At 70.4% G+C, this 26,579-nt stretch carries 26 protein-coding genes and 1 pseudogene; 16 read left to right on the top strand and 11 right to left on the bottom strand.

Annotated elements, in window-relative coordinates; genetic code table 11:
• Window positions 1–13 precede the first annotated feature (13 nt).
• Genes ACIBJG_RS13690 through glmS form a run of 3 tightly spaced genes read right to left on the bottom strand, consistent with a single transcriptional unit; the run spans window position 14 to window position 3,754 of the window.
• Entirely contained in the window at window positions 14–1,480 is a 1,467-nt protein-coding gene (locus ACIBJG_RS13690) for an NAD(P)H-hydrate dehydratase (RefSeq protein WP_399307675.1), read from the bottom strand.
• 29 nt (window positions 1,481–1,509) lie between these two features.
• Window positions 1,510–1,878 (bottom strand): holo-ACP synthase, encoded by a 369-nt coding sequence (locus ACIBJG_RS13685; RefSeq protein ID WP_399307674.1) that lies wholly within the window; start codon window positions 1,876–1,878, stop codon window positions 1,510–1,512.
• Window positions 1,879–1,906: 28 nt separating this feature from the next.
• The gene (glmS, locus tag ACIBJG_RS13680) at window positions 1,907–3,754 is read right to left on the bottom strand and encodes a glutamine--fructose-6-phosphate transaminase (isomerizing) (RefSeq protein WP_399307673.1); all 1,848 of its coding nucleotides are present in this window, start codon (window positions 3,752–3,754) and stop codon (window positions 1,907–1,909) included.
• 498 nt (window positions 3,755–4,252) lie between these two features.
• Here glmS and ACIBJG_RS13675 point away from each other — a divergent pair, with 498 nt between their 5' ends.
• The 5 genes and pseudogenes from ACIBJG_RS13675 to ACIBJG_RS13655 all read left to right on the top strand — a co-directional run bounded on the left by ACIBJG_RS13675 (window position 4,253) and on the right by ACIBJG_RS13655 (window position 7,659).
• On the top strand, window positions 4,253–4,855 hold the full coding sequence (locus ACIBJG_RS13675) for an RNA polymerase sigma factor (RefSeq protein WP_399307672.1): 603 nt from the start codon (window positions 4,253–4,255) through the stop codon (window positions 4,853–4,855).
• Window positions 4,852–5,526, top strand: coding sequence for a hypothetical protein (locus ACIBJG_RS13670; protein ID WP_399307671.1), 675 nt, complete (start codon window positions 4,852–4,854; stop codon window positions 5,524–5,526). The genes ACIBJG_RS13675 and ACIBJG_RS13670 overlap by 4 nt, the downstream gene beginning before the upstream one ends.
• On the top strand, window positions 5,523–5,882 hold the full coding sequence (locus ACIBJG_RS13665) for a hypothetical protein (protein WP_399307670.1): 360 nt from the start codon (window positions 5,523–5,525) through the stop codon (window positions 5,880–5,882). The genes ACIBJG_RS13670 and ACIBJG_RS13665 overlap by 4 nt, the downstream gene beginning before the upstream one ends.
• A 105-nt stretch (window positions 5,883–5,987) precedes the next feature.
• Window positions 5,988–6,137, top strand: a pseudogene (locus ACIBJG_RS13660) (AsnC family protein); the annotation flags it as partial.
• 67 nt (window positions 6,138–6,204) lie between these two features.
• Window positions 6,205–7,659, top strand: coding sequence for an ATP-binding protein (locus tag ACIBJG_RS13655; protein ID WP_399307669.1), 1,455 nt, complete (start codon window positions 6,205–6,207; stop codon window positions 7,657–7,659).
• 97 nt (window positions 7,660–7,756) lie between these two features.
• On the opposite strand, the gene ACIBJG_RS13650 is transcribed toward ACIBJG_RS13655, so the two are convergent.
• The 3 genes from ACIBJG_RS13650 to ACIBJG_RS13640 all read right to left on the bottom strand — a co-directional run bounded on the left by ACIBJG_RS13650 (window position 7,757) and on the right by ACIBJG_RS13640 (window position 11,015).
• On the bottom strand, window positions 7,757–9,640 hold the full coding sequence (locus ACIBJG_RS13650) for an ATP-binding cassette domain-containing protein (protein ID WP_399307953.1): 1,884 nt from the start codon (window positions 9,638–9,640) through the stop codon (window positions 7,757–7,759).
• Window positions 9,641–9,960: 320 nt separating this feature from the next.
• A complete protein-coding gene (locus ACIBJG_RS13645) occupies window positions 9,961–10,167 on the bottom strand; it encodes a DUF397 domain-containing protein (RefSeq protein WP_399307668.1) in 207 nt (68 codons plus the stop codon).
• The gene (locus ACIBJG_RS13640) at window positions 10,164–11,015 is read right to left on the bottom strand and encodes a helix-turn-helix domain-containing protein (protein WP_399307667.1); all 852 of its coding nucleotides are present in this window, start codon (window positions 11,013–11,015) and stop codon (window positions 10,164–10,166) included. The genes ACIBJG_RS13645 and ACIBJG_RS13640 overlap by 4 nt, the downstream gene beginning before the upstream one ends.
• A 135-nt stretch (window positions 11,016–11,150) precedes the next feature.
• On the opposite strand from ACIBJG_RS13640, the gene ACIBJG_RS13635 reads away from it, so the two are divergent.
• Both ACIBJG_RS13635 and ACIBJG_RS13630 read left to right on the top strand, forming a co-directional pair.
• Window positions 11,151–11,573, top strand: a complete 423-nt coding sequence (locus ACIBJG_RS13635; RefSeq protein WP_399307666.1) for an ATP-binding protein — start codon at window positions 11,151–11,153, stop codon at window positions 11,571–11,573.
• Between the two features lie 332 nt (window positions 11,574–11,905).
• Window positions 11,906–12,868: a helix-turn-helix domain-containing protein gene (locus tag ACIBJG_RS13630; protein WP_399307665.1), complete on the top strand. Its 963-nt coding sequence runs from the start codon at window positions 11,906–11,908 to the stop codon at window positions 12,866–12,868.
• On the opposite strand, the gene ACIBJG_RS13625 is transcribed toward ACIBJG_RS13630, so the two are convergent.
• Window positions 12,858–13,781 carry a LysR family transcriptional regulator gene (locus ACIBJG_RS13625; RefSeq protein ID WP_399307664.1) on the bottom strand — a complete coding sequence of 308 codons (924 nt, stop codon included), beginning with the start codon at window positions 13,779–13,781 and terminating at the stop codon, window positions 12,858–12,860. The genes ACIBJG_RS13630 and ACIBJG_RS13625 overlap by 11 nt on opposite strands.
• Before the next feature lie 154 nt (window positions 13,782–13,935).
• Here ACIBJG_RS13625 and ACIBJG_RS13620 point away from each other — a divergent pair, with 154 nt between their 5' ends.
• The 5 genes from ACIBJG_RS13620 (at window position 13,936) to argG (ending at window position 18,576) form a co-directional block, all read left to right on the top strand.
• Entirely contained in the window at window positions 13,936–14,346 is a 411-nt protein-coding gene (locus ACIBJG_RS13620) for a nuclear transport factor 2 family protein (protein ID WP_399307663.1), read from the top strand.
• A gap of 14 nt (window positions 14,347–14,360) precedes the next feature.
• On the top strand, window positions 14,361–15,287 hold the full coding sequence (locus ACIBJG_RS13615) for a zinc-binding dehydrogenase (RefSeq protein ID WP_399307662.1): 927 nt from the start codon (window positions 14,361–14,363) through the stop codon (window positions 15,285–15,287).
• Between the two features lie 224 nt (window positions 15,288–15,511).
• Window positions 15,512–15,985, top strand: a complete 474-nt coding sequence (locus tag ACIBJG_RS13610; protein WP_399307661.1) for a carboxymuconolactone decarboxylase family protein — start codon at window positions 15,512–15,514, stop codon at window positions 15,983–15,985.
• 65 nt (window positions 15,986–16,050) lie between these two features.
• The gene (locus ACIBJG_RS13605; RefSeq protein WP_399307660.1) at window positions 16,051–16,974 is read left to right on the top strand and encodes an RNA polymerase sigma-70 factor; all 924 of its coding nucleotides are present in this window, start codon (window positions 16,051–16,053) and stop codon (window positions 16,972–16,974) included.
• A gap of 156 nt (window positions 16,975–17,130) precedes the next feature.
• Window positions 17,131–18,576, top strand: a complete 1,446-nt coding sequence (gene argG, locus ACIBJG_RS13600) for an argininosuccinate synthase (RefSeq protein ID WP_327709375.1) — start codon at window positions 17,131–17,133, stop codon at window positions 18,574–18,576.
• Window positions 18,577–18,811: 235 nt separating this feature from the next.
• Here the strand turns inward: argG and ACIBJG_RS13595 are convergent, their stop codons facing one another.
• On the bottom strand, window positions 18,812–19,459 hold the full coding sequence (locus ACIBJG_RS13595) for a TetR/AcrR family transcriptional regulator (protein WP_399307952.1): 648 nt from the start codon (window positions 19,457–19,459) through the stop codon (window positions 18,812–18,814).
• A gap of 179 nt (window positions 19,460–19,638) precedes the next feature.
• Here ACIBJG_RS13595 and ACIBJG_RS13590 point away from each other — a divergent pair, with 179 nt between their 5' ends.
• The 4 genes from ACIBJG_RS13590 (at window position 19,639) to ACIBJG_RS13575 (ending at window position 23,464) form a co-directional block, all read left to right on the top strand.
• Entirely contained in the window at window positions 19,639–21,102 is a 1,464-nt protein-coding gene (locus tag ACIBJG_RS13590) for an MFS transporter (RefSeq protein ID WP_399307659.1), read from the top strand.
• 107 nt (window positions 21,103–21,209) lie between these two features.
• Window positions 21,210–22,205: a type I pantothenate kinase gene (coaA, locus tag ACIBJG_RS13585; protein WP_219573703.1), complete on the top strand. Its 996-nt coding sequence runs from the start codon at window positions 21,210–21,212 to the stop codon at window positions 22,203–22,205.
• Between the two features lie 18 nt (window positions 22,206–22,223).
• Window positions 22,224–23,198, top strand: a complete 975-nt coding sequence (locus ACIBJG_RS13580) for a DUF389 domain-containing protein (protein ID WP_399307658.1) — start codon at window positions 22,224–22,226, stop codon at window positions 23,196–23,198.
• Between the two features lie 113 nt (window positions 23,199–23,311).
• On the top strand, window positions 23,312–23,464 hold the full coding sequence (locus ACIBJG_RS13575; RefSeq protein ID WP_399307657.1) for a hypothetical protein: 153 nt from the start codon (window positions 23,312–23,314) through the stop codon (window positions 23,462–23,464).
• Between the two features lie 146 nt (window positions 23,465–23,610).
• On the opposite strand, the gene glmM is transcribed toward ACIBJG_RS13575, so the two are convergent.
• The 3 genes from glmM to rplM all read right to left on the bottom strand — a co-directional run bounded on the left by glmM (window position 23,611) and on the right by rplM (window position 26,170).
• On the bottom strand, window positions 23,611–24,969 hold the full coding sequence (gene glmM / locus ACIBJG_RS13570) for a phosphoglucosamine mutase (RefSeq protein WP_399307656.1): 1,359 nt from the start codon (window positions 24,967–24,969) through the stop codon (window positions 23,611–23,613).
• Between the two features lie 175 nt (window positions 24,970–25,144).
• Window positions 25,145–25,681, bottom strand: a complete 537-nt coding sequence (gene rpsI, locus ACIBJG_RS13565; protein ID WP_359078373.1) for a 30S ribosomal protein S9 — start codon at window positions 25,679–25,681, stop codon at window positions 25,145–25,147.
• Window positions 25,682–25,726: 45 nt separating this feature from the next.
• Window positions 25,727–26,170, bottom strand: a complete 444-nt coding sequence (gene rplM, locus ACIBJG_RS13560; protein ID WP_136328420.1) for a 50S ribosomal protein L13 — start codon at window positions 26,168–26,170, stop codon at window positions 25,727–25,729.
• Window positions 26,171–26,579: the final 409 nt, after the last annotated feature.

The raw sequence follows: 26,579 nt of genomic DNA, 5'->3' as shown, positions 1-26,579 counted from the left end.
CTCCCAGCATCACTCAGGCCCGTACGTCCCGCCATGCCTCCGCGATCGCCTCCGCGACGTCCTGCGCGGCGACCGGGGAGCCGTCGGAGGCGTGCCGGGCGGCGAGCCCGTGGAGGTGGGCGCCGACGGACGCGGCGTCGCGCGGGGCGAGACCCGCGGCGAGCAGTGAACCGGTCAGCCCGGAGAGCACGTCGCCGCTGCCGGCCGTGGCGAGCCACGAGGTGCCGGTCGGATTGACCCGCACGGGCGAGTGCGGGGCGTCGGTGGCGATCAGAGTCGTCGAGCCCTTGAGCAGGACCGTGGCGCTGAACCGGGAGGCGAGTTCGCGTACGGCGGCGAGCCGCCCCGCCTCGACCTCCTCGCGCGGTACGCCGAGCAGCGCCGCGGCCTCCCCGGCGTGCGGGGTCAGGACGGTGGGCGCGGTGCGTGCCCGTACGACGTCGGCGTCCAGCAGCCGCAGCCCGTCCGCGTCGACGAGCACCGGCACGTCCGTTGCCAGCACGTCGGAGACGGCTTCGACGGCGTCCGTGCCGTCGCCGAGCCCCGGCCCGACCACCCAGGCCTGCACGCGCCCGGCCTTCGACGGCGGACCGGCGTGGACCAGGGTCTCCGGATGCCGCGCGATCACGGCGTCGCCGCCCGGCCCGACGTAGCGCACGGCCCCCGCACCGCCGCGCAGCGCCCCGGAGACGGCGAGCACCGCGGCCCCCGGGTAGCGCGCCGATCCGGCGACGATGCCGACGACACCGCGCCGGTACTTGTCGCTCTCCGCGGCGGGCACGGGCAGCAGGGCGGCGACATCCGCGTACTGGAGCGCCTCCAGGTCGGGTACGTCGGGGAGTTCGGCGCCGAGCCCGATGTCGACGAGGAGCAGGGCACCGGCCCGTTCGGCGGCCGGATCGACGAGCAGTCCCGCTTTGTACGCCCCGAAGGTGACGGTGGCGTCGGCTCGCACGGCGGCCCCCCGCACCTCGCCGGTGTCGGCCTCGACGCCGCTCGGCAGATCGACGGCGACCACGGGCACCCCGTGGGCCGCGTAGTGCTCCACCACGGCGGCGGTGTCCGGCCGCAGTCCGCCGCGCCCGCCGATGCCGGTGATGCCGTCGACGACGAGGTCGATGTGCCCGCCCCAGTCGCGGTGCGGGGCCACATCGCCGCCGTCCATCACACGCCCGCCGGCCGCCAGCAGGGCCGCGACGCCGCCCTCGTGGGCCCGGCCGGGTGACACGCGCACGGCCACGACACCCGCGCCCCGCCGGGCCAGCCGGGCCCCCGCGTACAGCGCGTCGCCGCCGTTGTCGCCGCTGCCGACGAGGAGGACGACCCGGGAACCGTAGACGCGGCCGCCACGCCGCAGCAGATCGGCGCAGGCGGCGGCAAGCCCGGCGGCGGCGCGCTGCATCAGCGTGCCCTCCGGGAGCCGTGCCATGAGGGCCTGTTCGGCGGCCCGTACGGTCGAGACGCTGTAAGCGGTACGCATGGCTCCAACGTACGCAGGATCGGCCGATCCTACCCCTCCGCGATCACGACCGCCGAGGCAATCCCCGCGTCATGGCTGAGCGACACGTGCCAGTGCCGCACGCCCAGCTCGGCCGCGCGTGCGGCGACGGTGCCCCGGACCCGCAGCCGGGGCTGCCCGCTCTCCTCGACGTACACCTCGGCGTCCGTCCAGAGCAGCCCGCCGGGCGCACCGAGCGCCTTGGCGAGGGCCTCCTTGGCGGCGAACCGGGCCGCCAGCGAGGCGATCCCGCGCCGCTCACCACCGGGAAGCAGCAACTCACTTTCGATGAAAAGGCGTTGGGCGAGCTGCGGCGTACGCTCCAGCGCCGCGTCGAACCGCTCGATCTCCGCCACATCGATCCCGACCCCGATGATCACGTACGCACCCTCACTGTTGGCTGATGGCTCACTCCACCGTGACGGACTTCGCCAGGTTGCGCGGCTGGTCCACCTCGTTGCCGCGGGCCGTCGCCAGCTCGCAGGCGAAGACCTGCAACGGCACCGTCGCGACCAGCGGCTGAAGCAGCGTAGGCGTTGCGGGAATCCGGATGAGGTGGTCGGCGTACGGGACGACCTCCTCGTCGCCTTCCTCCGCGATGACGACGGTGAGCGCGCCGCGGGCCCGGATCTCCTGGATGTTCGACACGACCTTGCCGTGCAGGACCGAGCGGCCGGCGGGTGACGGCACCACGACGACCACCGGCAGGCCCTCCTCGATCAGCGCGATCGGCCCGTGCTTGAGCTCACCGGCGGCGAACCCCTCGGCGTGCATGTACGCGAGCTCCTTGAGCTTCAACGCGCCTTCCAGGGCGACCGGATAACCGACGTGCCGGCCGAGGAAGAGCACGGTGTCGTGCGAGGCGAGCGACCGGGCCAGCTCCCGGACCGGCTCCATGGTCGACAGGACCCGGTCGACGGAGCCGGAGATCTCGGAGAGCTGTCGGATGACGGTACGGATCTCGTCGCCCCACTTGGTCCCGCGCACCTGGCCGAGGTAGAGGGCGACGAGATAGCAGGCGACGAGCTGGGTCAGGAACGCCTTGGTGGAGGCGACGGCGACCTCGGGACCGGCGTGCGTGTAGAGCACGGCGTCGGACTCGCGGGGGATGGTCGACCCGTTCGTGTTGCAGATGGCGAGGACCTTCGCGCCCTGCTCGCGGGCGTGCCGCACCGCCATCAGGGTGTCCATCGTCTCGCCGGACTGCGAGATGGCGATGACGAGGGTGTGCGGGTCAAGGATCGGGTCACGGTAGCGGAACTCGCTGGCGAGCTCGGTCTCGCACGGGATCCGGGTCCAGTGCTCGATGGCGTACTTGGCGATCATCCCGGCGTGGAACGCGGTCCCGCAGGCGACGATCACCACCTTGTCGACCTCGCGCAGCTCACCCCGGGTGATCCGCACCTCGTCGAGGTGGAGCGTGCCCTCCCGGTCGATCCGGCCGAGCAGGGTGTCGGTGACGGCCTTGGGCTGCTCGGCGATCTCCTTGAGCATGAAGGAGGCGTAGCCGCCCTTCTCGGCGGCGGAGGCGTCCCAGTCCACGTGGTACGAGCGCACCTCGGCGGGCTCCCCGTCGAACCCGGTGACGACGACCCCCTCCCGCCGCAGCTCGACCACCTGGTCCTGGCCGAGCTCGATCGCGGAGCGGGTGTGGGCGATGAACGCGGCGACGTCGGAGGCGAGGAAGGCCTCCCCGTCCCCCACCCCGACGACGAGCGGCGAGTTCCGCCGGGCCCCGACCACCACGTCGGGCGCGTCCGCGAACACGGCGACGAGCGTGAACGCCCCTTCGAGGCGCCGGCACACCTGCCGCATCGCCTCCGCCGGGTCCGCGCTCTGCGAGAACGCCTCGGCGAGGAGGTGGGCGACGACCTCGGTGTCGGTCTCCGAGACCAGGTCGTGGCCGCGCTTGCCGAGCTCGGCGCGCAGGGCGGCGAAGTTCTCGATGATCCCGTTGTGGACGACGGCGACGCGTCCGGCGTTGTCGAGGTGCGGGTGGGCGTTGACGTCGGTGGGGCCTCCGTGGGTGGCCCACCGGGTGTGCCCGATCCCGGCGCTGCCGGCCGGCAGCGGCTTCTCGACCAGCACCTTCTCCAGGTTGACGAGCTTCCCGGCCTTCTTGGCGGCGGCCAGTCCCCCGTCGGCGAGGACCGCGATGCCGGCGGAGTCGTACCCCCGGTACTCCAGCCGCTTGAGACCGGCGACGACGACGTCCTGCGCCGACTGCCCACCGACGTAACCCACGATTCCGCACATAGTGGTCCTTTCCTGGTCACCAGCCCCTGTTCTTCGCATAGTCGCAGAAGGTGCGGGAGGTGTCAGGAAGGACGGCGCCGGGCAGGCCCGCCCGTGCGGGCAAAAGCGCGGGTGCCCAGACGTGCCGGTCGCTGTCCGGCGGATACGGGCCGGGGCGAGGACCACAGGGGGGCGGCCCACCGGCAGGCAGGCGGCAACCCCGCCGTGCGGGGCGCATGTGACCTGCGGCACCCCCCTTGCCCGTCGAGGTCGGCGCGATGCGCCGACCGCACCGGATCAATGCAGTTCACAGCGGCGGAACAGATGCGTCCACAACCCGACGATCTTGCCGTTCGTGGCTGGATATATGCACAGCGTGATTTTCTTCGAAAATGCGTGAGTGATTCGCGCGTCAGATCGCTTAGGTGGCTCTTGAGGGCAACCGGCCCTCCCCGTAGGAAAGTTGAGCCTCCCTCAATGACGAGGAACTGCGATGGCCCGCGAGACCGGGAGACCCGTGTGAGCGACAAGGACGTCCGCGAGGGCGCGTCCCCCGAGAGGGGTCATGAACGAGCTGGGGCGATGACCCATGTGCCGCTTGATCTCCCGCTCGACTTCGAAGCGTTCTATCTGGGACACCAGGAGTCCTTCCACGCCTACGCCGAGGTCCACTTCGGCAGCCGCAAGGCCGCCGAGGATGTCGTACACAACGTGTTCCTGGAGATCCTGGGCGGCTGGGACCAGCTGTTGCGGACCGGGAACGTGGACCAGGGCGCCTGGGCCATCGTGCGCCGGGCGGTGAGCGCGCAGCTGGACAAGGACGACCGGGCGCCCGCGTTCGTCATCAACGGGCCGATCGCCCAGACACTGCGTTCGGCCCGGGACAAGCTGCAGATCATGGAGAGCGCCTCCGGTCTGTACGCGGAGATCGCGGAGCTGCCCGGCCGCCAGTTCGAGGTGATCGTGCTCCGCTACATACTCGGATATCCCACGACGAAGGTCGCCTGGTTCGTCGGGCTCGACGAACGCACCGTCGACCATCACATCAGACGGGGACGGGAGCGGCTCAGGGTCAAGCTCGGACTTCCCGCCGAACCCCGCAGAAAGGGAACAGGCACGTGACCTCCGCCATCGACACCATGCTGGCCAACGCGGCCATGCCCCTCTCCGGCTCGCGCGACTTCGACGTCGCAGCCGCGCTGTGCCGCCTGGCCGCGGACGCCGCACAGACGGCCCCGACTCCCGAGATCACCCGCAGTGCACAGGCCGGCCAGCGGCTGAGCGTGATCTCGCAATGGGTACTCAACGAACCGGACGCCCCCGAGCGGATGGGGCGGATCGCGGAGGATTCCGACCACGGCGCCTTCGAGACCGCCGCGCACCTCGACGTCGACGGGGCACTCGTATTCGCCTGCCTGCTCCATCTGACCGGGCATCCCGAGTCGGCCCAGTTCTGGTGGCAGCTTGCCGCCGGTGCGGGCAGCCGCGCCTCGATGTACTGCCTGCACCTCCATCACCTCCGTCTCGGGGAAGCCCGCGAAGCACGGCACTGGTACCACCAGTTGATGGAGTCCACCTCCGAGACAGCTCCTCCTGACGCCACGTTCATCGAGGGGCTGGAGATCTTCGCCCGCTACGTCCGTACCACGGGGTCCGGAGCCAGCGCTCCAACCGGCCGATTGGAGAGCGAGGTCGACCGCCTCGCGTCCAGTCACACCTGTAGCGGCGGAATAGTGCGTCGGCCCGACCGGCAGCTGGTGAAGCAGCTGCATGAGTTCACGGAACGCTCGTGACGATCGCGGCACGGAGGATCGCAGGCCAATGGCCCAAGTGCGGCCATATCGGCAGGGGTTGTGAGCAGTTGCCTTTCAAGTACGCCGGACTCTTCACGGAAGGGAGCACGATTCGGATGGCCGACTCCGCATGGCCGAAGGGACGGAACGAGGAGGTTCCGGATCCGCACAACCCGGTCGGTACCACGGGCGGCGCGGTCCAGGACCATATCGATTCGGGTCCGGACAGGCCGGAGGAGCCCGATCGCGGTGCCACATCGTGGCTGACGTGGATCAAGCTGGGAGCCGAAACGACCCTGGCGATCGTGATGCTCGGCAGCACGATCTACGGCCTGGTCCGCGGCAACGGCGGATGAGGATCGCCGCCTCACCCGCCGCTTGATTCCGAACCCGGCTTGGGCCGCGTCCTGGATCACGGTCCTGGACGCGGGCCCCCTCTGTCCGACGCTTCCTGGCCACCCCTCGTGGCGGTGGTGATCACCCGCGACCCGGGCCACCTGTACCGCTACCCGAGCGAGCACCTGGGGCAGCTGGAGGGCGTGGAGCACGTGGAATCGATGCCGTTCCTGCGACGCGTGAAACAGCTGACGTACCAGCCGTTCCGGGGGTAGTCCGACGCGTCGAGCAGTAAAGTAGGAATGGCTCATACTTTGAGCCATTCCTACTTCAGGAGAGCCCGTGGCCTTCACCGGACGCACCCGTGAGCTGCGCATCCTCGGAGCATGGCTGGAGCGCGTCGTCTCGGCGACCGGCGGCAGCGCCGGGCAGGCGCTGGTGATCAAGGGCCGACGGCGGATCGGCAAGACACGGCTCGTACAGGAGTTCTGCGCACGGTCCGGGCAGCCGTACGTCTTCTTCCAGGCGACCCGAAGTCAGCCTGCTCCCCTCGCACGGCGTGCACTGTTCGACGCCGTCGCCGGTGGCCAGGGGATGCGGGACCACGGGTCGGCGCTGGAACACGCCGCCGCCCCCGAGGACTGGGTCCGGACGCTGGCTGCCGTCGCAGCCGCCCTGCCCGCGGACGAGCCGGTGATTCTCGTACTGGACGAAGTCCCCTGGCTGTCGGAGTCGGACCCGGGGTTCGACGCGGCACTCAAGACGGCGTGGGACATGCACCTGTCCACGAAACCGGTGCTCCTGCTGCTGCTCGGATCCGATATGGCGATGATGGACCGGCTGACGTCGTACGACCATCCGTTCTACGGTCGGGCCGGCCAGTACACGGTGGGGCCGCTCAGTCCTGCCGACGTACAGGACTCCACGGGGCTGGATGCCGCGGCAGCACTCGACGCCTATCTCGTCACCGGGGGCTTCCCCGAAGTCGTGACCGGCTGGCGGACCGGGGAATCAGTCGCCGGATATCTGGACCGCCAGGTGGAGGACCCCTCATCGGTCCTGCTCACGACGGGTGAGCGATCCCTCGCGGCGGAGTTTCCCGCTCGCCTCCAGGCAGGCCGGGTGCTCCGGGCGATCGGCTCCGGCGAGCGGACGTTCTCCGGCATCGCGGCAAGCACGGGGGGCGCCGACGGGCGCGCCCTGGCACACGGCACGCTCGCCCCGATACTGACCGAACTCACCGAGGCGAAACGGATCGTGGCCGCCGATCTCCCCCTGTCCACACAGGCGGCCCCCAAGCTCAAGCGCTACCGCATCGCGGACACCTATCTGCGCTTCTGGCTCGCACATCTGGAGGACGCGGTCGCGCAGGCGGAGAGGGGCAGGGGCGAGATCTCGGCCGCCCGCATTCAGCGTTCCTGGCCGTCGTGGCGGGGACGCGCGGTGGAGCCGGTGATCAGGGAGTCACTCGCCCGCCGGATCCCCGACGGCCTCTTCCCCGAGGCCGTCGAGGTCGGCGGCTGGTGGAACCGGCAGAACAACCCCGAGGTCGACCTCATCGGCGCGGACACCCATCCCGTGGCACGTCACGTCACCTTCGTGGGATCGGTGAAGTGGCGCGACGAGACCCCGTTCGGGGCACGTGACCTCGCCGAACTCGTCACCTCCGCACAGCACGTGCCGGGAGCGGAGGGCGCGGCTCTGGTCGCGGTCAGCCGCCGCCCCCCGACGGGTGCGGCTGCTGAGGGGCTGGCGGCGCACTGGGGGCCGGAGGACGTCATCGCCGCGTGGCGCTGACGCCCTCCGGCCCACCATCCCGTCGAGGTCCTGCGGGCGGTGCACCCGGCAGGCCCTCGGGGCTCGCTCCGGCTCCGTCAGCGGACCGGGCCGGCCGTCACCGGTCCTGGGCCAGGGCGACGAGTTCGGCGAACAGACCCCCGGCGTGGATCAGGTCGTCGTACGTACCGTGCTCGGTCACCCGGCCGTGTTCCATGACGATGATCCGGTCGGCCAGACGCGTGTTCTCCAGCTGATGCGTCACGACGATCGTCATGCAGTCGGCGGCCAGCCGCTTGATCTCCAGGAAGATCTGGTGCTCGCCGCGGGCGTCCATCTGTGAGGTCGGCTCGTCCAGGATCAGCAGCGGGGTCCGCCGGTACAGCGCACGGCCGCACGCGAGCCGCTGCCACTGCCCGCCGGAAAGCTCCGCTCCGCCGAACAGTTCACGCGCCAGCAGGGTGTCGAGCCGGTTCGGCAGTTCCTCGACGGCCTCGCGCATGCCCACGGCGTCGACGGCCTTCCACACCAGCTCGTCGTCCCACGACTTGGGCTGGCCGAGGGTGATGTTCTCCCGGGCCCGCAGCGGCCAGGTGGCGAAGTTCTGCGGTACGAGCGCGGTCCGCTTCCACACGGCCTCGGCGTCGGCCTGCGCCAGGTCGGTGCCGTCCCACAGCACGCGGCCCTTGTCGGCGAGGAGGAGGCCGGTGATGAGCTTGGTGAGCGTGGACTTGCCGGAGCCGTTCTCACCGACCACGGCCAGGATCTCGCCCCGCCGCAGGCTCAGGGAGACGCCGTTCACGGCCGGCTGTTCCTTCCCCGGGTACCGGTAGACCACCTCGTCGAGCCGGATCTCGTCCACCTGCTCCGGAATCGTCAGCTCGCCGCGCTTCGGGGCGCGCGCGTCGGCCATGTAGAGGAACGCGCGCATGTCGACGAGATAGAGCGAGGTGTGAAACAGCGCGGCGCCCTGGATCACGAGTTGGGAGAGCGCGGCAAGGGTGGTCTGCACGGCGAGGACGGCGGTCGCCGCGACCGGCAGCGGGACGGCGCCCGTGGTGGCGAGCCAGGCGAGGAGGGCCCAGGTGCCCGTCAGGAAGACACCGCTCACCGCGCTGGTGGACACGTCGATGCGCAGTTGCCGGGGCGCGGCCGTCAGGGTGCGCCGGTCGATGCGCTCGGACAGCGCCCGGTACCAGTACAGGAGGTAGCCGGTCATGCCGTTGGCGCGGACCTCGTCGCCGTACCGGGCGGAGGTGGCCCACCAGCGCGTCATGCCGCGCACGTTGCGGTCGCCGACGTTGAGGTAGTGGGTCTCGTAGTCCACGCGGGCCCGGAGGATCGCCCCGAGCCCGGCCGGGAGGACGGCGAGCAGCAGGGCGGGGAGCATGGCCCAGTGCAGGACGGTGATGACGCCGCCCGCGGCAACCATCCGGACACCGGCGGCCATGAACCGCTGTGCGTCGTTGACCAGGGTCGTGGTGCGGGTGACCCCCACTTCGGCGGCTTCCTGCCGGTCCGCGAAACCGTCCTCGCCGTACGCGGCCACCTCGACCCGGCACACGGCGGCGACCAGCGCCACGTCCGCCTCGGTCATCAGCAGCGGCGTGACGCGGCGTTCGGCGTACGAGGCGAGCGCCATGCCGAGGCGGCCCGCACCGGCGGCCACGGTCACCACGACGAGGGCGGGCAGGGCGCCGTGCAGGCGTTCGGAGACGGGACCTGCAGCAAACAGGTACGTCATCGCCCTGGCGGTGAAGGCGAGCGTGAGGGCAGCTGCGGTGCCGGTGAGGAGCTGGCAGAGCAGAAGAACCAGGACGGCGGTCCGGTCCACCGCCCAGGCAAGTCGGACCGTGTGCTTCAGGACGGCGGGAAGGCGCCCGCACATGGTGCGGAAACCGGCCTCTGCCAGCGGGTTCTTGCCATGCTTGCCCTGGAAGTCGAGGACGGCCGGGGGTGGGGGTGGCGGTGTATCCGAGTGCGCGGTCAAGGCGTCAGTCACAGTCACCTGCGTCCCTCCTGGGACTCGGTGCCGCACCTGGATGGCTCGGCGGTGCACGGCATAACGACGCCCATGGAGAATCGAACGCGCTCGATTCCGGACGTGTGCGACCTCAGCAACGGCAAGGGGTCGCGGGCTCGTTCCGTGTGCTGGGGCAAGTCGTGAAGCGACGGATCATGGCCGAATCGCCGACGCTTGAAACGGCTGTGACGGGTGGGTTTCCCGGCGCGGACCGGCAGGACCCGTCACGCGACGAGGACCTGCGGCGCGGGCGGGCGCGGCAGGTCCTCGGGGGCGTGCGGAGGCTACGTATCGAGCGGTCAGTTGGCCGATGCGTACGAGACGAAGTCTGCCCAGGCGGCCGGGGTGAAGCCGAGTTCGGGGCCGGGGATGTTCTTCGAGTCGCGGACGTGGATGGTGGTGGGGGCGGTGGCTACCTCGACGCACTGTGGGCCGTCATTGGTGCTGTAGCTGCTCTTGAACCAGCTCAGGTCTGAAGGGTTTCCGGCCGAGGGCTTGGCACTCATGTCTCTCCCAGCAGTTTTTCGATGAAGGTCCGCGACAGCCGAGGCGTGAGCGCTTGTGCCCTGATCATGCCGTACCGCATCTCAAGGATCTGGACTTCCTTGGGATCACTGATCAGTCGGCTGATGAGCTGGACCTCGTTATGTCCCACAGCCGAGCCGTCACTCAACTTGAGCACCTCGTGCGAGCCGCCCAAGCCTGCGTGCTCCTCTGTCTCCGTCGGCATCACCTGGATTTCGACGTGCCTCAACGAGCTCAGTTCTAGCAGGTGTTCGAGCTGCCCCCGCAACACGTTTTTCCCGCCCGTAGGCCTCCGGAGCGTCGCCTCCTCCTGGACGAACGTCAGCAGGGGCGCAGGCCGCCGCTCGAAGATGGACTGGCGGGCCATGCGGGCGGCGACGAGCCGGTCGACCTGCTCTTCCGTGTACGCCGGGCGACGTTCCCCGTACAGCGCCCGCGCATACGCCTCCGTCTGAAGCAATCCGTCAATGACGACACCGGCATACGAACCGAGCTCCACCGCATCGGCTTCCAACTTGGCCAGGTCGCGGACTTTGCGCGGGTACCGCGCCTCCGCCACATCCTGTTTCATCGCGGCGATCTTGCCGCCCGCGCCGACCGCCTCGTCCGTACGGTCCAGGAACTCCGGCTTCGGGATCCGTGTCCCGGCCTCCACCTTGTAGACGAGGTTCTCCCCGTACCCGATCACCTCACCCAACTCCGCCGCACGTAACCCCGCCGCCTCGCGCCAGAGCCGGATCTGCCGGCCGACCGCCGCGATCACCGCACCCGAATCGTCCTCGGGTTCGACGTCCCATTCGGGCCCGTCCGTACCGTCGTTGACTCCCATACGCCACCCGCCTCCACCCGTGAACGGCCCCTGACCGTGTACGCGTGGGACAGGTCCGGACAACCGCTGGACAGTCACCGTCCGTACACGCGTCGATGCTGTTCAGCGTAGCCACGGGCGGCCACGCTGAGTGACGTGAACCGAGAAATCACCCAACCGCGTGCCCGGACCGGCCAGTTCGCCGTACAGCTCTCCGCCACCCGCCGGGGCGCCCGGCTCGCCCGGCTGCTGGCCACCGAGCAGCTCCGTTCCTGGGGACTTCCGCTGGAAGACGCGAGCCACGTCGTCGCCGAACTGGCGGCCAACGCGGCGCTCCACGGATACGTATCCGGGCGGGACTTCCGCGTCCTGCTGACGGTTGACGGGGACACGCTGCGTATCGAGGTCGCGGACGCACGCGGCGATCGGCTGCCCCGCGTACAGGACCTCCGGACCGCCCCGTCCGAGTCCGGTCGCGGGCTGCTGCTCGTCGAGGCGCTCGCCACCCGCTGGGGTGTCGAGCACGGACCGTTCCCGCGCAAGACCGTCTGGGCGGAGCTCGCGCTGACCGGTTCCTGAAACCACGACCCGGTGGGCCGCGACGCGATGGAGTACGACGCGGTGGGCCACGACGCGGCAGTCCACGACGTAAAAGGCTTTTAAGTCCTTTGGGAAGAAGAAATTAACCAAACCCGACCCACCCGGGTGGACCTCAGCAGGCCCGCCGCGCGCCCGCGAGCGCGTCGCGAGTGCCCGTCACTCGCACGGGTGAGGTTCGCCAAGTGGGCTAGGTTTCGCCCTGGTTGCCTGGCATATGCTCACGAAACCAAACTTCAGAACTGTGACGGCCCCCGCCGGGATGGCAATCCCGAGCGAGGGCCTGACCGCCGAGGAAGAAGAAGCCCTTCCCGATGGATACCCAGCAGGTTATCTCCCCCTCCCGCGCGCCCTCCCGGGCCCCGTCCGGCGGCGTCGTCCACGTGAAGGTGCGCCACAGCAGCCACTTCACGGTCATCGGCAACCACCTCGCCCAGCACCACGAGCTCTCGCTCATCGCGATCGGCCTCGCCACGCACATCCAGTCGCTGCCCACCGGGGCGAAGGTCGGCATCAAGTGCCTGGTCGAGCGCTTCCCGGAGAGCGAGGCCCGCATCGCAGGGGCCCTGCGGGAACTGGAGAAGCACGGCTACCTCCACCGCACCCGCGAACGCCTCCCGTCCGGCCGCGTCGTCACCCGCACGACCTCGTACAACCAGCCCTGCACCGTGGACCGGGAGGCTCCGGCCCGGGAGTTGAGAGCGAATCGGGCACCCTCGGCACCGGAACACGCCCCGAAAACCGCCCACATCACTCGCAACCCGCCGTCGACCGGGCCGAAGGCGACGCCCGTGGCGGCTCCGACGCCCGTGGCGACGGCGACAGCGACAGCGAAGGCCGAGCCTGCTCCGACGGCAGGGCCGCACACGACGCCCGTACCGAAGGCGACGCCGCCCCGGCCAAAGACGCCGCGCCCCGAACTCGACCGTACGGCTTCCGTCCTTCTGCTCGACCTCGCGGAACGGGCTCCCGAGTTCGACCTCTCCGAGGACGACATCCAAGCCCTCACCCCCGCCGTCGCCGCCTGGCTCGAACGCAAGGCCACCCCCGCCGCCATCAGGCGCGCGCTCACGACGGACCTGCCCGTCCCCCTGAAGTACCCGGTGAAGTTCCTGGAGAGTCGGCTGACCAAACGGCTCCCGCCGCCCCTCCCGCCCACCGACCGGCCCCCGCTCTACGACCCGCTGCAGAACTGTGACGGCTGCGACCGCGCGTTCAGGGCACCCGAACCCGGCAACTGCGCCGAGTGCTGCCGGGAGCTCGCCGCTACGGCGTGACCGCCGCGTCCGGCGCTCGCAGCCACCCACCGGCCCGGGCGGTCTCACCTGCCGTACGCAGGAGTTGGGCCACGACGGGCCGCGCGCCCCGCCCCCGCGTCAGCAGGTGCAGCTCGATGGCGGCTCCCCCGGCCAGCGGCCTCCACACCAGCCCTGCGGGCAGGCTCGACGCGGCCGACCGGCCGACGACGGAGACGGCGTCACCGCGCGCCACGGGGGTGTGTCCGGCGTCGAACGACAGCGGGCGCAGCATCAGTGCCGGGCTGACGCCCACCCGCTCCAGGATGCCGATGATCGCGTCGTAGTGGCCGGGGTTGGCCTCGCGCGGGTGAACGAGGAGGGTTTCGGCGGCGAGGGCGGTGGGGTCGACGACGGAGAGGGCGGCGAGGCGGTGCCCGGCGGCCATGAGGACTCCCTGCGGCTCCAGCCGTACGAGCGTCCGCACGAGCTCGGGCGTGGGCGGCGGGCAGCGGACGAGGCCCGCGTCGAGGGTGCCGTCGGCGACACCGGTGAGGATCTCGGCGGTGGGGAGGAGCCGGGTGGTGGCGGTGAGGCCCGGCAGCCGTTCGGCCAGGGCGGCGAGGAGGGCGGGGGCCGTCTCGTAACTCGTACTCGTGCTGTACCCGAAGGTCAGCGTGCCGTGCTCGCCCCCGGCGAAGCCCCGTACGTCGCGCCAGAGCCGGTCAGCGTCCTCGCACAGGGCGGCGCCCCGCTCCATCAACACCCGTCCGGCTTCGGTCGGTTCGACGGAGTGGGTGGTGCGGTCGAGGAGCTGGACGCCCAACTCCTTCTCCAGTTCGCGTATCTGCCGGCTGAGGGCGGGCTGGGCGATGTGGAGGCGCTCGGCGGCGCGGGTGAAGTTGCGTTCCCCGGCCACGGCCAGGAAGTAGCGCAGGCGCCGCAGTTCTGACATGCGCAGCAGCATACGAGGTGGGCGATCCGCGCCGACCAGCGGTGATGCCGGTCGGTTCTGGACCGATCGAGAACAGGTCTTTCCCTCCCCGGGCCTCCTCTTCCTAACCTTCAGGAGTCAGAGCACAGAAGCCTCAGGAAGGGCCCCCGTGATCATGGAAACCACCCCCACCCCCACCCCCAAGGACGTCGTCCTCGACTACATGCGCACGCTCGTCGCGGGTGACATGGACCGGCTGCGCACGTTCTTCGACGCCGACGTCACCTGGACGCTCGCCGGGGACCTGCCGGCGTTGGGCACGTGGACCGGGCCGGACGAGATCTTCGACGAGTTCGTGGCGCAGATGACCGCCCGGCTGGTGCCGGAGTCGGTGGAGATCGAGTTCGAGGGTGTGATCGCGGAGGGCGAGCGGGTCCTGGCGGAGTGGAACACGCGGGGGCTGACCCGGAAGGGGGCCAGGTACGACCAGCACTGCCTGGCCGTGTTCACGGTTCGGGGCGGCCGCATCGCCTCCGTCCGCGAGCACTTCGACACGCTGCACGCGCAGACCGTCTTCTTCGCGTGAGGAAGGGGAATCCGATGAGAGCAGTGACCCCCACGACCGATGGCCTGGTCCTCCTGGGCGAGGCACCGGAGCCCGACCCCGCTGCCGACGAAACGCTGATCGCGGTGGAGGCGTACTCCGTCAACCGGGGCGAGACGTTCCAGCTCGACGGGCAGCTGGACCGGCGGTGGGCGGGCTGGCGGCCGGGCAAGGACGTCGCGGGCACGGTCGTACGGGCAGCGGCCGACGGTACGGGCCCGGCGGCGGGCACCCGGGTGGTGGCGCACCCGCCCGCGTACGGCTGGGCCGAGCGCGTCGCGGTCCCCGTCCACAGCGTGGCCGAACTCCCGGACAGCGTCGACACGGTGACGGCGGCCGCGCTCCCCCTGGCGGGCATCACCGCGCTGCGCCTGCTCCGGGCGGCGGGCCCGGTGGCGGGGAAGCGGCTGCTGATCACCGGGGCGAGCGGGGGCGTCGGCCACTACGTCACGGAACTGGCGGCGTCGTCGGGCGCGGCCGTGACGGCGGTCAGCGCGACGCCGGAACGGGGCGCCCGGCTGCTGGACCTCGGCGCTTTCGCCGTCGTGACGTCACCGGAGGAGGCGCGGGGCCCGTACGACATCGTCCTGGAGTCGGTGGGCGGAGACTCCCTGCCCGCCGCCCTGTCCCGGCTCGCCCCGGGCGGGCTGCTGGTCTGGTTCGGACAGGCGAGCCGCACCCCGGTGACGCTCGACTTCTTCGACTTCTTCAAGGGCCCGGCCCAGGCCCGTATCGCCCACTTCGACTACACCCGCGCGGACACCACGTACGCCGACGACCTCGCCACGCTGGTCCGGCTGGTGGCGGGCGGGCGGCTGCACCCGGAGATCGGCTCGGTGCGGGACTGGTCCCGGACGGCCGAGGTCATCGCGGACATCCGGGGGCGGCGGGTGCGGGGCAACGCGGTACTGACGGTGGGGTGAGGGTGCGCGCCTTCGAGCAGCAGGACCGGGCCGGGCGCGGCCAGGAACGCTCCGGATGCCGGGACCGGAGCGGCCAGGAACGCTCCGGATGCCGGGACCGGAGCGGCCAGGAACGCTCCGGATGCCGGGACCGGAGGACATGGAACACCCCTGTCCGTGTCACAGGGCGTCGGGCTGTCTCGTCCTAAGGGATGTACCCACCGACGAGCACGGAGGAGCACACCATGAACGCGCGACTGAACTACTTCGCCGACCCCACCGCCGCCAAGGCCCTCAAGCACCTCATGGCCGCGGGCCAGGCGCTCAAGGAGTCGCCGGTGGCGGCCGCGACGCAGGAGCTGGTGGCGCTGCGGGTGAGTCAGATCAATGGCTGCGCCATGTGCATCGACATGCACACCAAGGAGGCCACCGCCGCCGGTGAGACCCCGGTGCGGCTGCACCTGGTGGCGGCGTGGCGCGAGGCCACCGTCTTCACCGAGGCCGAGCGTGCCGCGCTGGAGCTGGCGGAGCAGGGGACCAGGGTCGCGGACGCGGCCGACGGGGTCAGCGACGAGGTGTGGGCGCGGGCCGCGAAGCACTACGACGAGGAGCAGCTCACCGCCCTGGCGTTGATGATCTCCTTCATGAACGCGGCGAACCGGCTGAACATCATCGCCCAGCAGCCGGCCGGCGACTACAAGGCAGGACAGTTCCACTGAGTGGACGCAGATGACCCCGCACCGGCAACGGCCGGTGCGGCGGAAGACATCGAGGGAGATACGGCGTGAACAAGGTCGGAGAGTTCGAGGAGCTGCGCCCCCTGCTGTTCTCGATCGCCTACCGGATCCTGGGCAGCGTGAGCGAGGCCGAGGACGCGGTGCAGGAGACATGGCTGCGCTTCGACGGCTCGGCGACCTCTCCCACGTCGGTCAAGGCGTTTCTGTCCACCACGGTGACGCGGATCTCGATCGATGTGCTGCGCTCCGCCCGGGTGCGGCGGGAGGAGTACGTGGGCCCGTGGTTTCCCGAGCCGCTGCTGAGCGACCCGTATCAGGATCCGGCGCGCTCGGCGGAGCTGGCCGACTCGGTCTCGATGGCCGCGTTGCTGCTGCTGGAGCGCCTCAGCCCGCTGGAACGGTCGGTGTTCGTGCTGCGGGAGGTGTTCGGCTTCGGGTTCGACGACATCGCCTCGACGGTGGGGCGTTCGGAGGCGGCGTGCCGGCAGCTGCTCGTACGGGCGCGGCGGCACATGGAGGCCGGGCGGCCACGGTTCGAAGCGGACCGTCGGGAGCGTGAGGAGCTGGCGAGTCGGTTCTTCGACGCCCTCCGCGAGGGCGACGTCGTCGGCCTGCGGGATCTGCTGGCCGCCGATGTACAGATGGTCGGGGACAGCGGCGGCAAGGCTCCGCAGCTGGCCAGGGCCGTCGTAGGCGCCGAGAACGTGGCCCGGCTGCTGGCGTCCGTCTACCCGCTGCTGACCCGGATCTCCGTGACGTTCGAGCCGCACCAGGTCAACGCGCAGCCCGGTGCCGTGTTCCGGGACAGGGACGGCAGGATCCTCCACACCCTGGCCCTCGACGTGCTCGACGGGCAGATCCAGGCCATCCGCTCGGTGTCCAACCCCGACAAGCTCGGCCATCTCGGCCAGGTTGCCGACGCCTGGAGCATCAATGCCGAGGTGAAAGAGGCCCGCCGGCAGATGAAGTGACCGCCGGGCCGGTCCGACCTGCCACTCCGGGGCGGTCCGGGCATGACGGTCTCCCGGGCCACTCCGGGGCGGTCCGGGCATGACGGTCTCCCGGGGCCGGAAGCGCAGAATCCGTCCCATGTTGCATGATCATGCGAGGTGATGCATAATCTTCCTATGTCTAAGGTCCTCACCTCCCTGCCCACCGGCGAGCGCGTCGGCATCGCCTTCTCGGGCGGCCTCGACACCTCGGTCGCGGTCGCGTGGATGCGCGACAAGGGCGCTGTCCCGTGCACCTACACCGCCGACATCGGCCAGTACGACGAGCCCGACATCGCCTCCGTGCCCGGCCGCGCCAAGGCCTACGGCGCCGAGCTCGCGCGTCTGGTCGACTGCCGTGCGGCGCTCGTCGAGGAGGGGCTGGCCGCGCTCACCTGCGGGGCGTTCCACATCCGCTCGGGCGGGCGGGCGTACTTCAACACCACGCCGCTCGGCCGCGCCGTCACCGGCACGCTCCTGGTGCGGGCGATGCTCGAGGACGACGTACAGATCTGGGGCGACGGCTCCACGTACAAGGGCAACGACATCGAGCGGTTCTACCGCTACGGCCTGCTCGCCAACCCGCACCTGCGGATCTACAAGCCCTGGCTCGACGCGGACTTCGTGACCGAGCTCGGCGGCCGCAAGGAGATGTCGGAGTGGCTGGTCGCCCATGACCTGCCGTACCGCGACAGCACGGAGAAGGCGTACTCCACCGACGCCAACATCTGGGGCGCCACCCACGAGGCGAAGACCCTGGAGCACCTGAACACCGGTGTGGAGACCGTCGACCCGATCATGGGCGTGAAGTTCTGGGACCCGTCGGTCGAGATCGAGACCGAGGACGTCACGATCGGCTTCGACCAGGGCCGCCCGGTGACGATCAACGGCGAGAAGTTCGACTCCGCCGTCGACCTGGTGATGAAGGCGAACACCATCGGTGGCCGTCACGGCATGGGCATGTCGGACCAGATCGAGAACCGGATCATCGAGGCCAAGAGCCGCGGCATCTACGAGGCCCCCGGCATGGCCCTGCTGCACGCCGCGTACGAGCGCCTGGTCAACGCGATCCACAACGAGGACACCCTCGCCCAGTACCACAACGAGGGCCGGCGCCTGGGCCGTCTGATGTACGAGGGCCGCTGGCTGGACCCGCAGGCGCTCATGGTGCGTGAGTCGATCCAGCGCTGGGTCGGCACCGCCGTCACCGGCGAGGTGACGCTGCGGCTGCGGCGCGGCGAGGACTACTCGATCCTCGACACCACGGGCCCGGCGTTCAGCTACCACCCGGACAAGCTGTCCATGGAGCGCACCGAGGACTCCGCGTTCGGCCCGGTCGACCGGATCGGCCAGCTCACGATGCGCAACCTCGACATCGCCGACTCCCGCGCCAAGCTGGAGCAGTACGCGGGCCTCGGCCTGATCGGCACCGCCAACCCGGCCATCGGCGCGGCCCAGGCCGCCGCGACCGGCCTGATCGGCTCCCTGCCCGAGGGCGGCGCCCAGGCCATCGCCTCCCGCGGCGAGGTCTCCGAGGCCGACGAGATGCTGGACCGCGCCGCGATGGAGTCCGGCACGGACTAGGTACAGCGAGCGGAAGGCCGGCCCGGCGCCCTGTGCGCCGGGCCGGCCTTTTCGTTGCGCGCTACCGGCTGTCCGGCCAGCGCACGTCGACGTAGTCGCCGGACGCGGCGCTTCCCGTGGTGTCCCACCGGGGACTTCGAGCGAAGGGCGACGACCTCGGCCCTCCGCGGTCTCCTCATCGCGTGTGGCACCGCGCGCACCGTACGAACCCGGCCGGCACGGGTGGTCGCGGGCCTCAGGCCCCGGCCTGAAGGCGCAGGCCCGTCAGAGTCAGCTCCAGCGCGGCGAGGAACTGCTCCTTGTCGTCGTGTCCGTCGAACTCGTCGACGACGTCATGCATGAACGGAAACTCCTCGGCGTCGAGCTCACGCCACATCTGGGCGTAGCGGCCGAGGAACTCCTCGCGGCCCACCGAGCCGTCGAGCACCTCCTCGGGCGGCTCCTGCCCCAGGTCGGCGGCGCTCCCGACCACCACACCGACGACCGCCGACACGGCATGGAACCGCTGCCGCGGAGTGAGGTCGAGCCGAAGCGTCTGCTGTCCCAGCTGCTCGTAGAGCCGCAACGCGTTGCCCCACTCGGCGATGTTGCGCATGAAGTGCGCACCCAGCCACGGCCGGTCCACGATCGCGTCGAACAGCGCGACGGCCATCAAGCGCAGGTCATCGATCGGGTCGTCGCTCCTGGCCTGCCCTTCGACCGCGGTCAGCACCCCGCCGAGCACATGGTCGATGGCGCGTTCGAGCAGCTCGTCCTTGCCCGAGACGTACCAGTAGATGCTGCCGACGCCGGTACCGAGCCGGGCCGCGAGGGCGCGGAGGGTCAGCGCCTGCTCGCCCGCCTCGTCGAGCAACGCCACGGCCGCGGTGAGAACGGCCTCGATGGAGTGCGAGGCACGTTGACGCCCCCGGGAAGGACGATCGGCGGGTCGTGGTCGCGGGCCTGTCATGCCACTCATCCAATCACAGCTTGCGCATTTATCGAACCACGTTCTATGGTCGAACCACGTTCCATTGTCGAACGTCGTTCGATGTTCGGCAACGTTCCGAGAGGAGGCCCGCCATGACCACGACCACGTCTTCCACCGAGCCCGCCGCATCGCGTACCTATCCGTCCCTGCGCGCCGCATGGATTCCCCTGGCCGCGCTCTGCCTGGCCTTCTTCGTCGAGATGGTCGACAACACACTGCTCTCGATCGCGCTGCCCACGATCGGCCGGGACCTCGGCAGCGGCACGACCTCGCTGCAGTGGGTCACCGGCGCGTACTCACTGACGTTCGGCGGGCTGCTGCTGACGGCAGGATCGATGGCCGACCGGCTCGGGCGCCGACGTGTACTGCTGGTCGGCCTGGCGGTGTTCGGCCTGCTGAGCCTGGGCGTCGTCGCGGTCAGCACCGCAGGGGAGCTCATCACCTTGCGGGCCGGCCTCGGCATAGCCGCAGCGGCGATGGCCCCCATCACCAACGCACTGGTCTTCCGGCTGTTCGACGACCAGGCGCTACGGATGCGCGCGATGACCCTGATGATCGTCGTCGGCATGTCCGGCTTCATCCTCGGCCCGCTGCTGGGCGGCACCGCCCTGGCCCACGTGTCGTGGCAGTGGCTCCTGATCGCCAACGCCCCGATCGCCCTGATCGCCGCCACCGGCGTGCGTCTCGGTGTCCCGGCCGACCGGCCGCAGGACCTGACCCGGGACAAGCTCGATCTGCCGGGCGCCGCGCTGAGCGTCATCACCATCGGCCTCGCCTGCTACGTGCTGACGAGCGGCGTCGAGCACGGCTGGCTCTCCGCGATCACTCTCACCTCGCTGCTCGGCGCCATCGCCGCGGGCATCGCGTTCGTGCTGCACGAGCGCCGCAGCCCCTCGCCCATGCTGGACCTGCGCCTCTTCTCCAGCGGCACCGTCCGCGGCGCCGCCATCGCGCAGATCGGCACGGCCATCGCGATGGCCGCCGTGATGTTCGGGCTGATCCTCCACTTCCAGTACGCCTACGGATGGAGCCCCGTCCGGGCCGGACTGGCGAACCTGCCGCTCATCCTGACCATGATCGCCGCGACCCCCCTGTCCGAGTGGCTCGTGAAGAAGTTCGGCCACCGCATCGCCTGCCTGGTCGGCGCGGCCTGCATGGCCGGCTCGCTGGCCGGTCTGTCCTGGGGCGTCGACCACGGGTATGCCGTGATCGCGGCCTGCATGGTCCTGATGACCGTCGGCCTGCGCACCGTCATGACGATCTGCGCCATCGCGCTTGTCGAGGCGATGCCCGCCAACCGCACCTCGATCGGCACGGCGCTCAACGACACCGCCCAGGAGGTCGGAAGCAGCATCGGCACCGCCGTGGTCGGCACCCTGATCGCCGCGCTGGTCACGACACAGCTGCCCGCAGGAACCTGGAGCGACGCTCTGGTGGCGTCGTTCTTCCACGGCGAGCGGATCACCTACGCCGTGCTGGCGGTCGTCGTCGGCCTGGTCACGGCAGGCGGTGCACTCACCCTCACCAACTCCCACGCCACCGAAGAACACGCCTAGGACGTCCGCAGCAGGGTCGAAGGGCGGGCCGGGCTCCGTCCCCCACGTGACCGAGCCCACCCCCCACTCCGTTCGAACTCACGTCGAACTCCCGCAACAATGAACCCGTGATCACTTCGCCGACACGGAGCACGAACCGACGCGCCGAGCCCGCCGCGACGCCGTACGTCGACCTCTCCCGCGCGGAGTGGAGCGCCCTGCGCGACAAGACGCCGCTGCCGCTGACCGCCGACGAGGTGGAGCGGCTGCGGGGGCTCGGGGACGTCATCGACCTCGACGAGGTGCGGGACGTCTACCTGCCGCTCTCACGCCTCCTGAATCTGTACGTCCAGGCCACCTCCGGCCTCCGCGGCGCACTGAACACCTTCCTCGGCGACGCGGGCAACGGGCACGGCGAACAGCGCGGGACGCCGTTCGTCATAGGGGTCGCGGGCAGTGTCGCGGTGGGCAAGTCCACCAGCGCCCGCATCCTCCAGGCGCTGCTTGCCCGCTGGCCGGAGCACCCGCGGGTGGAGCTGGTGACCACGGACGGGTTCCTGCTGCCGATGAAGGAGCTCCACGCGCGCGGCCTGATGTCGCGCAAGGGCTTCCCGGAGTCGTACGACCGGCGCGCCCTGACCCGCTTCGTCGCCGACATCAAGGCGGGCAAGGACGAGGTGACGGCCCCCGTCTACTCGCACCTGATCTACGACATCGTGCCGGGCGAGCGGCTCACCGTACGGCGGCCGGACATCCTCATCGTCGAGGGGCTGAACGTGCTGCAGCCCGCACTGCCCGGCAAGGACGGCCGGACCAGGGTCGGGCTCGCGGACTACTTCGACTTCAGCGTGTACGTGGACGCGCGGCCCGAGGACATCGAGACCTGGTACCTCAACCGCTTCCGCAAGCTGCGCGCCACCGCGTTCCAGGACCCGTCCTCGTACTTCCGCAAGTACACGCAGGTCTCCGAGGCGGAGGCGATGGAGTACGCCGCCACGATGTGGCGGACCATCAACAAGCCCAACCTGGTGGAGAATGTGGCGCCGACCCGTGGCCGTGCCACGCTGGTGCTGCGCAAGGGCCCCGACCACAAGGTCCAGCGGCTGTCCCTGCGCAAGCTCTGACTCCGGAAAGGGTGCACCGTGCTGCATCTACGCCTGATCGTCCCGGCCGACCGCACGGGCGAGGTGACGGACCTGCTGGAGGGGACCGTCGGCACCGCCCATCTCGCGGTGCTGCCGGGAGTCGCGCGCGACCCGGTCGGTGACGTGGTGCTGTGCGACGTGGCGCGCGAGGCGGGCGACGAGCTGATCGGGGCGCTGCGGCAGCTCGGGGTCGCTGAGTACGGGGCGATCACCGTCGAGAACATGGACCTGACGCTCTCCGCCCGGGCCGACCGGGCCGAGGAGGAGGCGCCGGGCGAGGGCGCGGACGCGGTGCTGTGGGAGGAGCTGACGGACGTCACCCACGAGGAGTCGACGTTCAGCATCACCTATGTGGCGTTCCTCGCGGTCGCGACGATGCTCGCCGCCTGCGGTGTGATGCTCGACAACGCGATCCTGATCGTGGGCGCGATGGCGGTGGGCCCGGAGTTCGGGCCGCTGGCCGGGATCTCCACGGCCCTGGTGCAGCGCGCCCCGCGCCTGGTGTGGCGGTCCCTGTGGGCGCTGGTCGGCGGTTTCGCCGTGGCCATGGTGCTGACGGCCGGCTTCGCCTGGCTGATGGACGCCCTCGGCCTGTTCAACGCCTCGATGATCGAGGCACCCCGGCCGAACACGGCATTCGTCTGGCAGCCGGACTGGATGTCCTTCGTGGTGGCCCTTCTCGCAGGCATCGCCGGGACGCTCTCGCTCACCTCGGCGAAGTCCGGCGCCCTCATCGGTGTCGCGATCTCTGTGACGACGGTGCCGGCCGCGGCCAACGCGGCGGTGGCGTTCAGCTACAACGACTTCAACCAGATGACGGGATCCATCCAGCAGCTGCTGGCGAACCTCGGCGGGATCGTCCTGGCGGGGACGCTGACGCTGCTGAGCCAGAAGGCCCTGTGGCGGACGGCCATCCACCGTCAGCGGGCCCGTGCGAAGCCGCCGGCGGCGGACGCGCAGGGCGACCGGTAGGAAGGTCCCGGCTCCGGGCCCGCTGACGGGTGACGGTCCGGCAGTGCCGGAGCTCGAAGGCTGCCGCACAGTGCACATGCGGGAACCGCCCTGTCCGTGCAACGGTTCCGGGCATGACCGATGCCCGGGAAGTGACGTGCCGCGCCGCGGGGAAGCGCACCCTGTGGTGGCTCGTCGCGCTCGGCGTGGCCGGGGCGGGACTGACCGCGGTGCGGTCCACACCCCCGTCATCGCGTACGGCTCCGCCGGGCGCTTTCCTGCCGTGACCTGGATCCTGTGCGTGCTGCTGCTAGCGGGCGCGGGCCTGGCCGCGTGGTTCGTGCCCATCGACGCGCTGGAGCGCGACCGCCGGACGACGGACGCCGTACGGGCCCGGCCGTGAGGCCGGGCCCGTACGGAAACCAAGGGCAGGTCAGCCCAGTGCGGACTTCACCACATCGGCCAGCCGTCCGGCCACCGCGCGGGCCTGCTCGATGTCGGCGGCCTCGACCATGACCCGTACCAGCGGCTCCGTACCCGACTGGCGCAGCAGCACCCGGCCGGTGGCACCCAGTTCGCGCTCGGCCTCGGCGACGGCCGCGGCCAGCTCCGGGGAGGTGCTCACGCGGGACTTGTCGACGTCCGGGACGTTGACGAGGACCTGCGGAAGGCGCTCCATCACACCGGCCAGCTCGGCGAGCGAGCGGCCCGTGGCGGCGACGCGGGCCGCCAGCATCAGGCCGGTCAGCGTGCCGTCGCCGGTCGTGGCGTGGTCCAGGACGATGACGTGTCCGGACTGCTCGCCGCCGAGCGCGTAGCCCTCGGCCTTCATCGACTCCAGGACGTAGCGGTCGCCCACGGCCGTCTGGACGAGCTGGATGCCCTCGCGCTCCATGGCGATCTTGAAGCCGAGGTTCGACATCACGGTGCCGACCACGGTGTCCTTGCGCAGCTGGCCGGCCTCGCGCATCGCGAGGGCCAGCACGGCCAGGATCTGGTCGCCGTCGATCTCCTCGCCCGCGGCGTCGACCGCGAGGCAGCGGTCGGCGTCGCCGTCGTGCGCGATGCCGAGGTCGGCCCCGTGCTCGACGACGGCGGCGCGCAGCAGCGACAGGTGCGTGGAGCCGCAGCCGTCGTTGATGTTCAGGCCGTCCGGCTCGGCACCGATCGTGATGACCTCGGCCCCTGCCCGGGCGAACGCCTCGGGCGAGACGTGGGCCGCGGCGCCGTGCGCCTCGTCCAGGACGACCTTCAGGCCGTCGAGGCGGTTGGGGAGCACTCCGATGAGGTGGGCGACGTACCGGTCGAAGCCCTCGGCGTAGTCGCTGATCCGGCCCACTCCGGCACCGGTGGGACGGGCCCACGGCTCGCCCGTGCGGTGCTGCTCGTAGACCGTCTCGATGCGGTCCTCCAGCTCGTCGGCGAGCTTGTGGCCGCCGCGGGCGAAGAACTTGACACCGTTGTCCGGCATGGCGTTGTGGCTGGCGGAGAGCATCACACCGATGTCGGCGCCCAGGGAGCCGGTGAGGTAGGCCACGGCCGGGGTCGGCAGCACGCCGACGCGCAGGACGTCGACGCCCGCGCTGGCCAGGCCGGCCACCACGGCCGCCTCCAGGAACTCTCCGGAGGCGCGGGGGTCGCGGCCGACCACGGCCGTCGGCCGATGGCCCTCGAAGGTGCCTGCCTCGGCCAGTACGTGTGCCGCCGCGACCGAGAGACCGAGCGCGAGCTCGGCCGTCAGGTCCGCATTGGCGACACCGCGCACGCCGTCCGTGCCGAAGAGTCGTCCCACTGGTGTCCTCCGAAGGTGCTCCGAAACGCAAAAAAATCAGACTAAGCAAGCAACAAGCACATCAAGCCTATGAACGCCTTATGCCGTTATATGCCCGAGGCTGTCAATAAACGAACGCCCCGGCAGCACGAGGTGTGCCGCCGGGGCGAACGAGTAACGCGGTTGAGCAGGCGGTTTAGCGCTTGCTGTACTGCGGGGCCTTACGGGCCTTCTTCAGACCGGCCTTCTTGCGCTCGACCGCACGGTCGTCGCGGGAGAGGAAGCCGGCCTTCTTCAGCGTGGCGCGGTTGTTGTCCACGTCCGCCTCGTTCAGCGAGCGGGCCACACCGAGGCGCAGGGCACCGGCCTGACCGGAGACACCGCCACCCGAGATGCGGGCCACGACGTCGTAGCGACCGTCGAGCTCGAGAATCTTGAAGGGCTCGTTGACTTCCTGCTGGTGCACCTTGTTGGGGAAGTAGTCCTCAAGGGTGCGACCGTTGATCTTCCACTTGCCGGTGCCCGGGACGATCCGGACGCGGGCGATGGCGTTCTTGCGACGACCCAGGCCGGCCGCCGGCTGCGGGTCGCCGAAGCGGCCCGCGAGCGACTCGGAGGTGTACTCACCCTCGACGGGGACCTCCGACTCGAAGGTGGTCACCTCGGCGAAGGTCTCTTCGCCCTCGGTGACCTCGGTGCCCTCGACGGGCGTCTCTGCAGTGGTCTCGGCCACGATTCTCCTCAGATCTTTCTTTACGTCTTTGGGGGGAGGCCGGAACTACTGCGCGACCTGGGTGATCTCGAACGGGACCGGCTGCTGCGCAGCGTGCGGGTGCTGGTCACCCGCGTAGACCTTCAGCTTCGAAATCATCTGACGGCCCAGGGTGTTCTTGGGGATCATGCCCTTGATGGCCTTCTCGACGGCCTTCTCGGGGTTCTTCGCGAGCAGCTCGTCGTAACGAACCGAGCGGAGACCACCCGGGAAGCCGGAGTGGCGGTACGCCATCTTCTGGGTCTTCTTGTTGCCGGACAGGTGAACCTTGTCGGCGTTGATGATGATGACGAAGTCGCCCATGTCCATGTGGGGGGCGTAGATCGCCTTGTGCTTGCCTCGGAGGAGGTTCGCAGCCGTGGTGGCCAGACGGCCCAGGACGATGTCCTCGGCGTCGATGATGTGCCACTGGCGAGTGACATCGCCGGGCTTGGGGCTGTACGTACGCACCTTGTCGCCTTCGCTTCTTCAGTGGATGGGGTCCAGACACATGGCACCTCTGAAGCGATATGCAGCTGGGGCTTCACAATGCCGGGGACGCTGCCCGTATGCGAGCCACTGGTAACTGCTCCAGAGAACCTACGTAAGGGCCCTTCGCGTGAGAACGACGAAGCCAATACGTATAACAGGTCCCGACACTACCCGCCTGGCCCCGGACGGGTCAAAACGGGTCGTCCGTGGTGCGGGGTTCCGTCCTCAAGCGCCGGACGGGCTGGTTGGTGCGGGTGCTCCGCGTTGCTGATGCGCCTTACCCCGGTGGGTGCGGGTCCGGGGTCCCTCCGGGGCGTCTCCTCGGACGACGAACGTTCGGCGGGTACGCAGCGGACCCGGGTCGGTGTTCGTCGTCCTGCGGGGACTC

This window comes from Streptomyces sp. NPDC050422 (assembly GCF_044458665.1).
GTDB lineage: Bacteria > Actinomycetota > Actinomycetes > Streptomycetales > Streptomycetaceae > Streptomyces.
This window is presented reverse-complemented; position numbering and strand designations above follow the sequence as displayed.

Excerpts from the sequence above, each read along its gene's own strand:
- ACIBJG_RS13640 (WP_399307667.1), bottom strand. The coding sequence starts at position 11,015 with ATGGGAGTCAACGACGGTACGGACGGGCCCGAATGGGACGTCGAACCC.
- ACIBJG_RS13625 (WP_399307664.1), bottom strand. The coding sequence starts at position 13,781 with ATGTCAGAACTGCGGCGCCTGCGCTACTTCCTGGCCGTGGCCGGGGAA.
- ACIBJG_RS13615 (WP_399307662.1), top strand. The coding sequence starts at position 14,361 with ATGAGAGCAGTGACCCCCACGACCGATGGCCTGGTCCTCCTGGGCGAG.
- ACIBJG_RS13630 (WP_399307665.1), top strand. The coding sequence starts at position 11,906 with ATGGATACCCAGCAGGTTATCTCCCCCTCCCGCGCGCCCTCCCGGGCC.
- ACIBJG_RS13645 (WP_399307668.1), bottom strand. The coding sequence starts at position 10,167 with ATGAGTGCCAAGCCCTCGGCCGGAAACCCTTCAGACCTGAGCTGGTTC.
- ACIBJG_RS13610 (WP_399307661.1), top strand. The coding sequence starts at position 15,512 with ATGAACGCGCGACTGAACTACTTCGCCGACCCCACCGCCGCCAAGGCC.
- glmS (WP_399307673.1), bottom strand. The coding sequence starts at position 3,754 with ATGTGCGGAATCGTGGGTTACGTCGGTGGGCAGTCGGCGCAGGACGTC.
- ACIBJG_RS13690 (WP_399307675.1), bottom strand. The coding sequence starts at position 1,480 with ATGCGTACCGCTTACAGCGTCTCGACCGTACGGGCCGCCGAACAGGCC.
- ACIBJG_RS13575 (WP_399307657.1), top strand. The coding sequence starts at position 23,312 with ATGACCGATGCCCGGGAAGTGACGTGCCGCGCCGCGGGGAAGCGCACC.
- ACIBJG_RS13590 (WP_399307659.1), top strand. The coding sequence starts at position 19,639 with ATGACCACGACCACGTCTTCCACCGAGCCCGCCGCATCGCGTACCTAT.
- argG (WP_327709375.1), top strand. The coding sequence starts at position 17,131 with ATGTCTAAGGTCCTCACCTCCCTGCCCACCGGCGAGCGCGTCGGCATC.
- ACIBJG_RS13620 (WP_399307663.1), top strand. The coding sequence starts at position 13,936 with ATGGAAACCACCCCCACCCCCACCCCCAAGGACGTCGTCCTCGACTAC.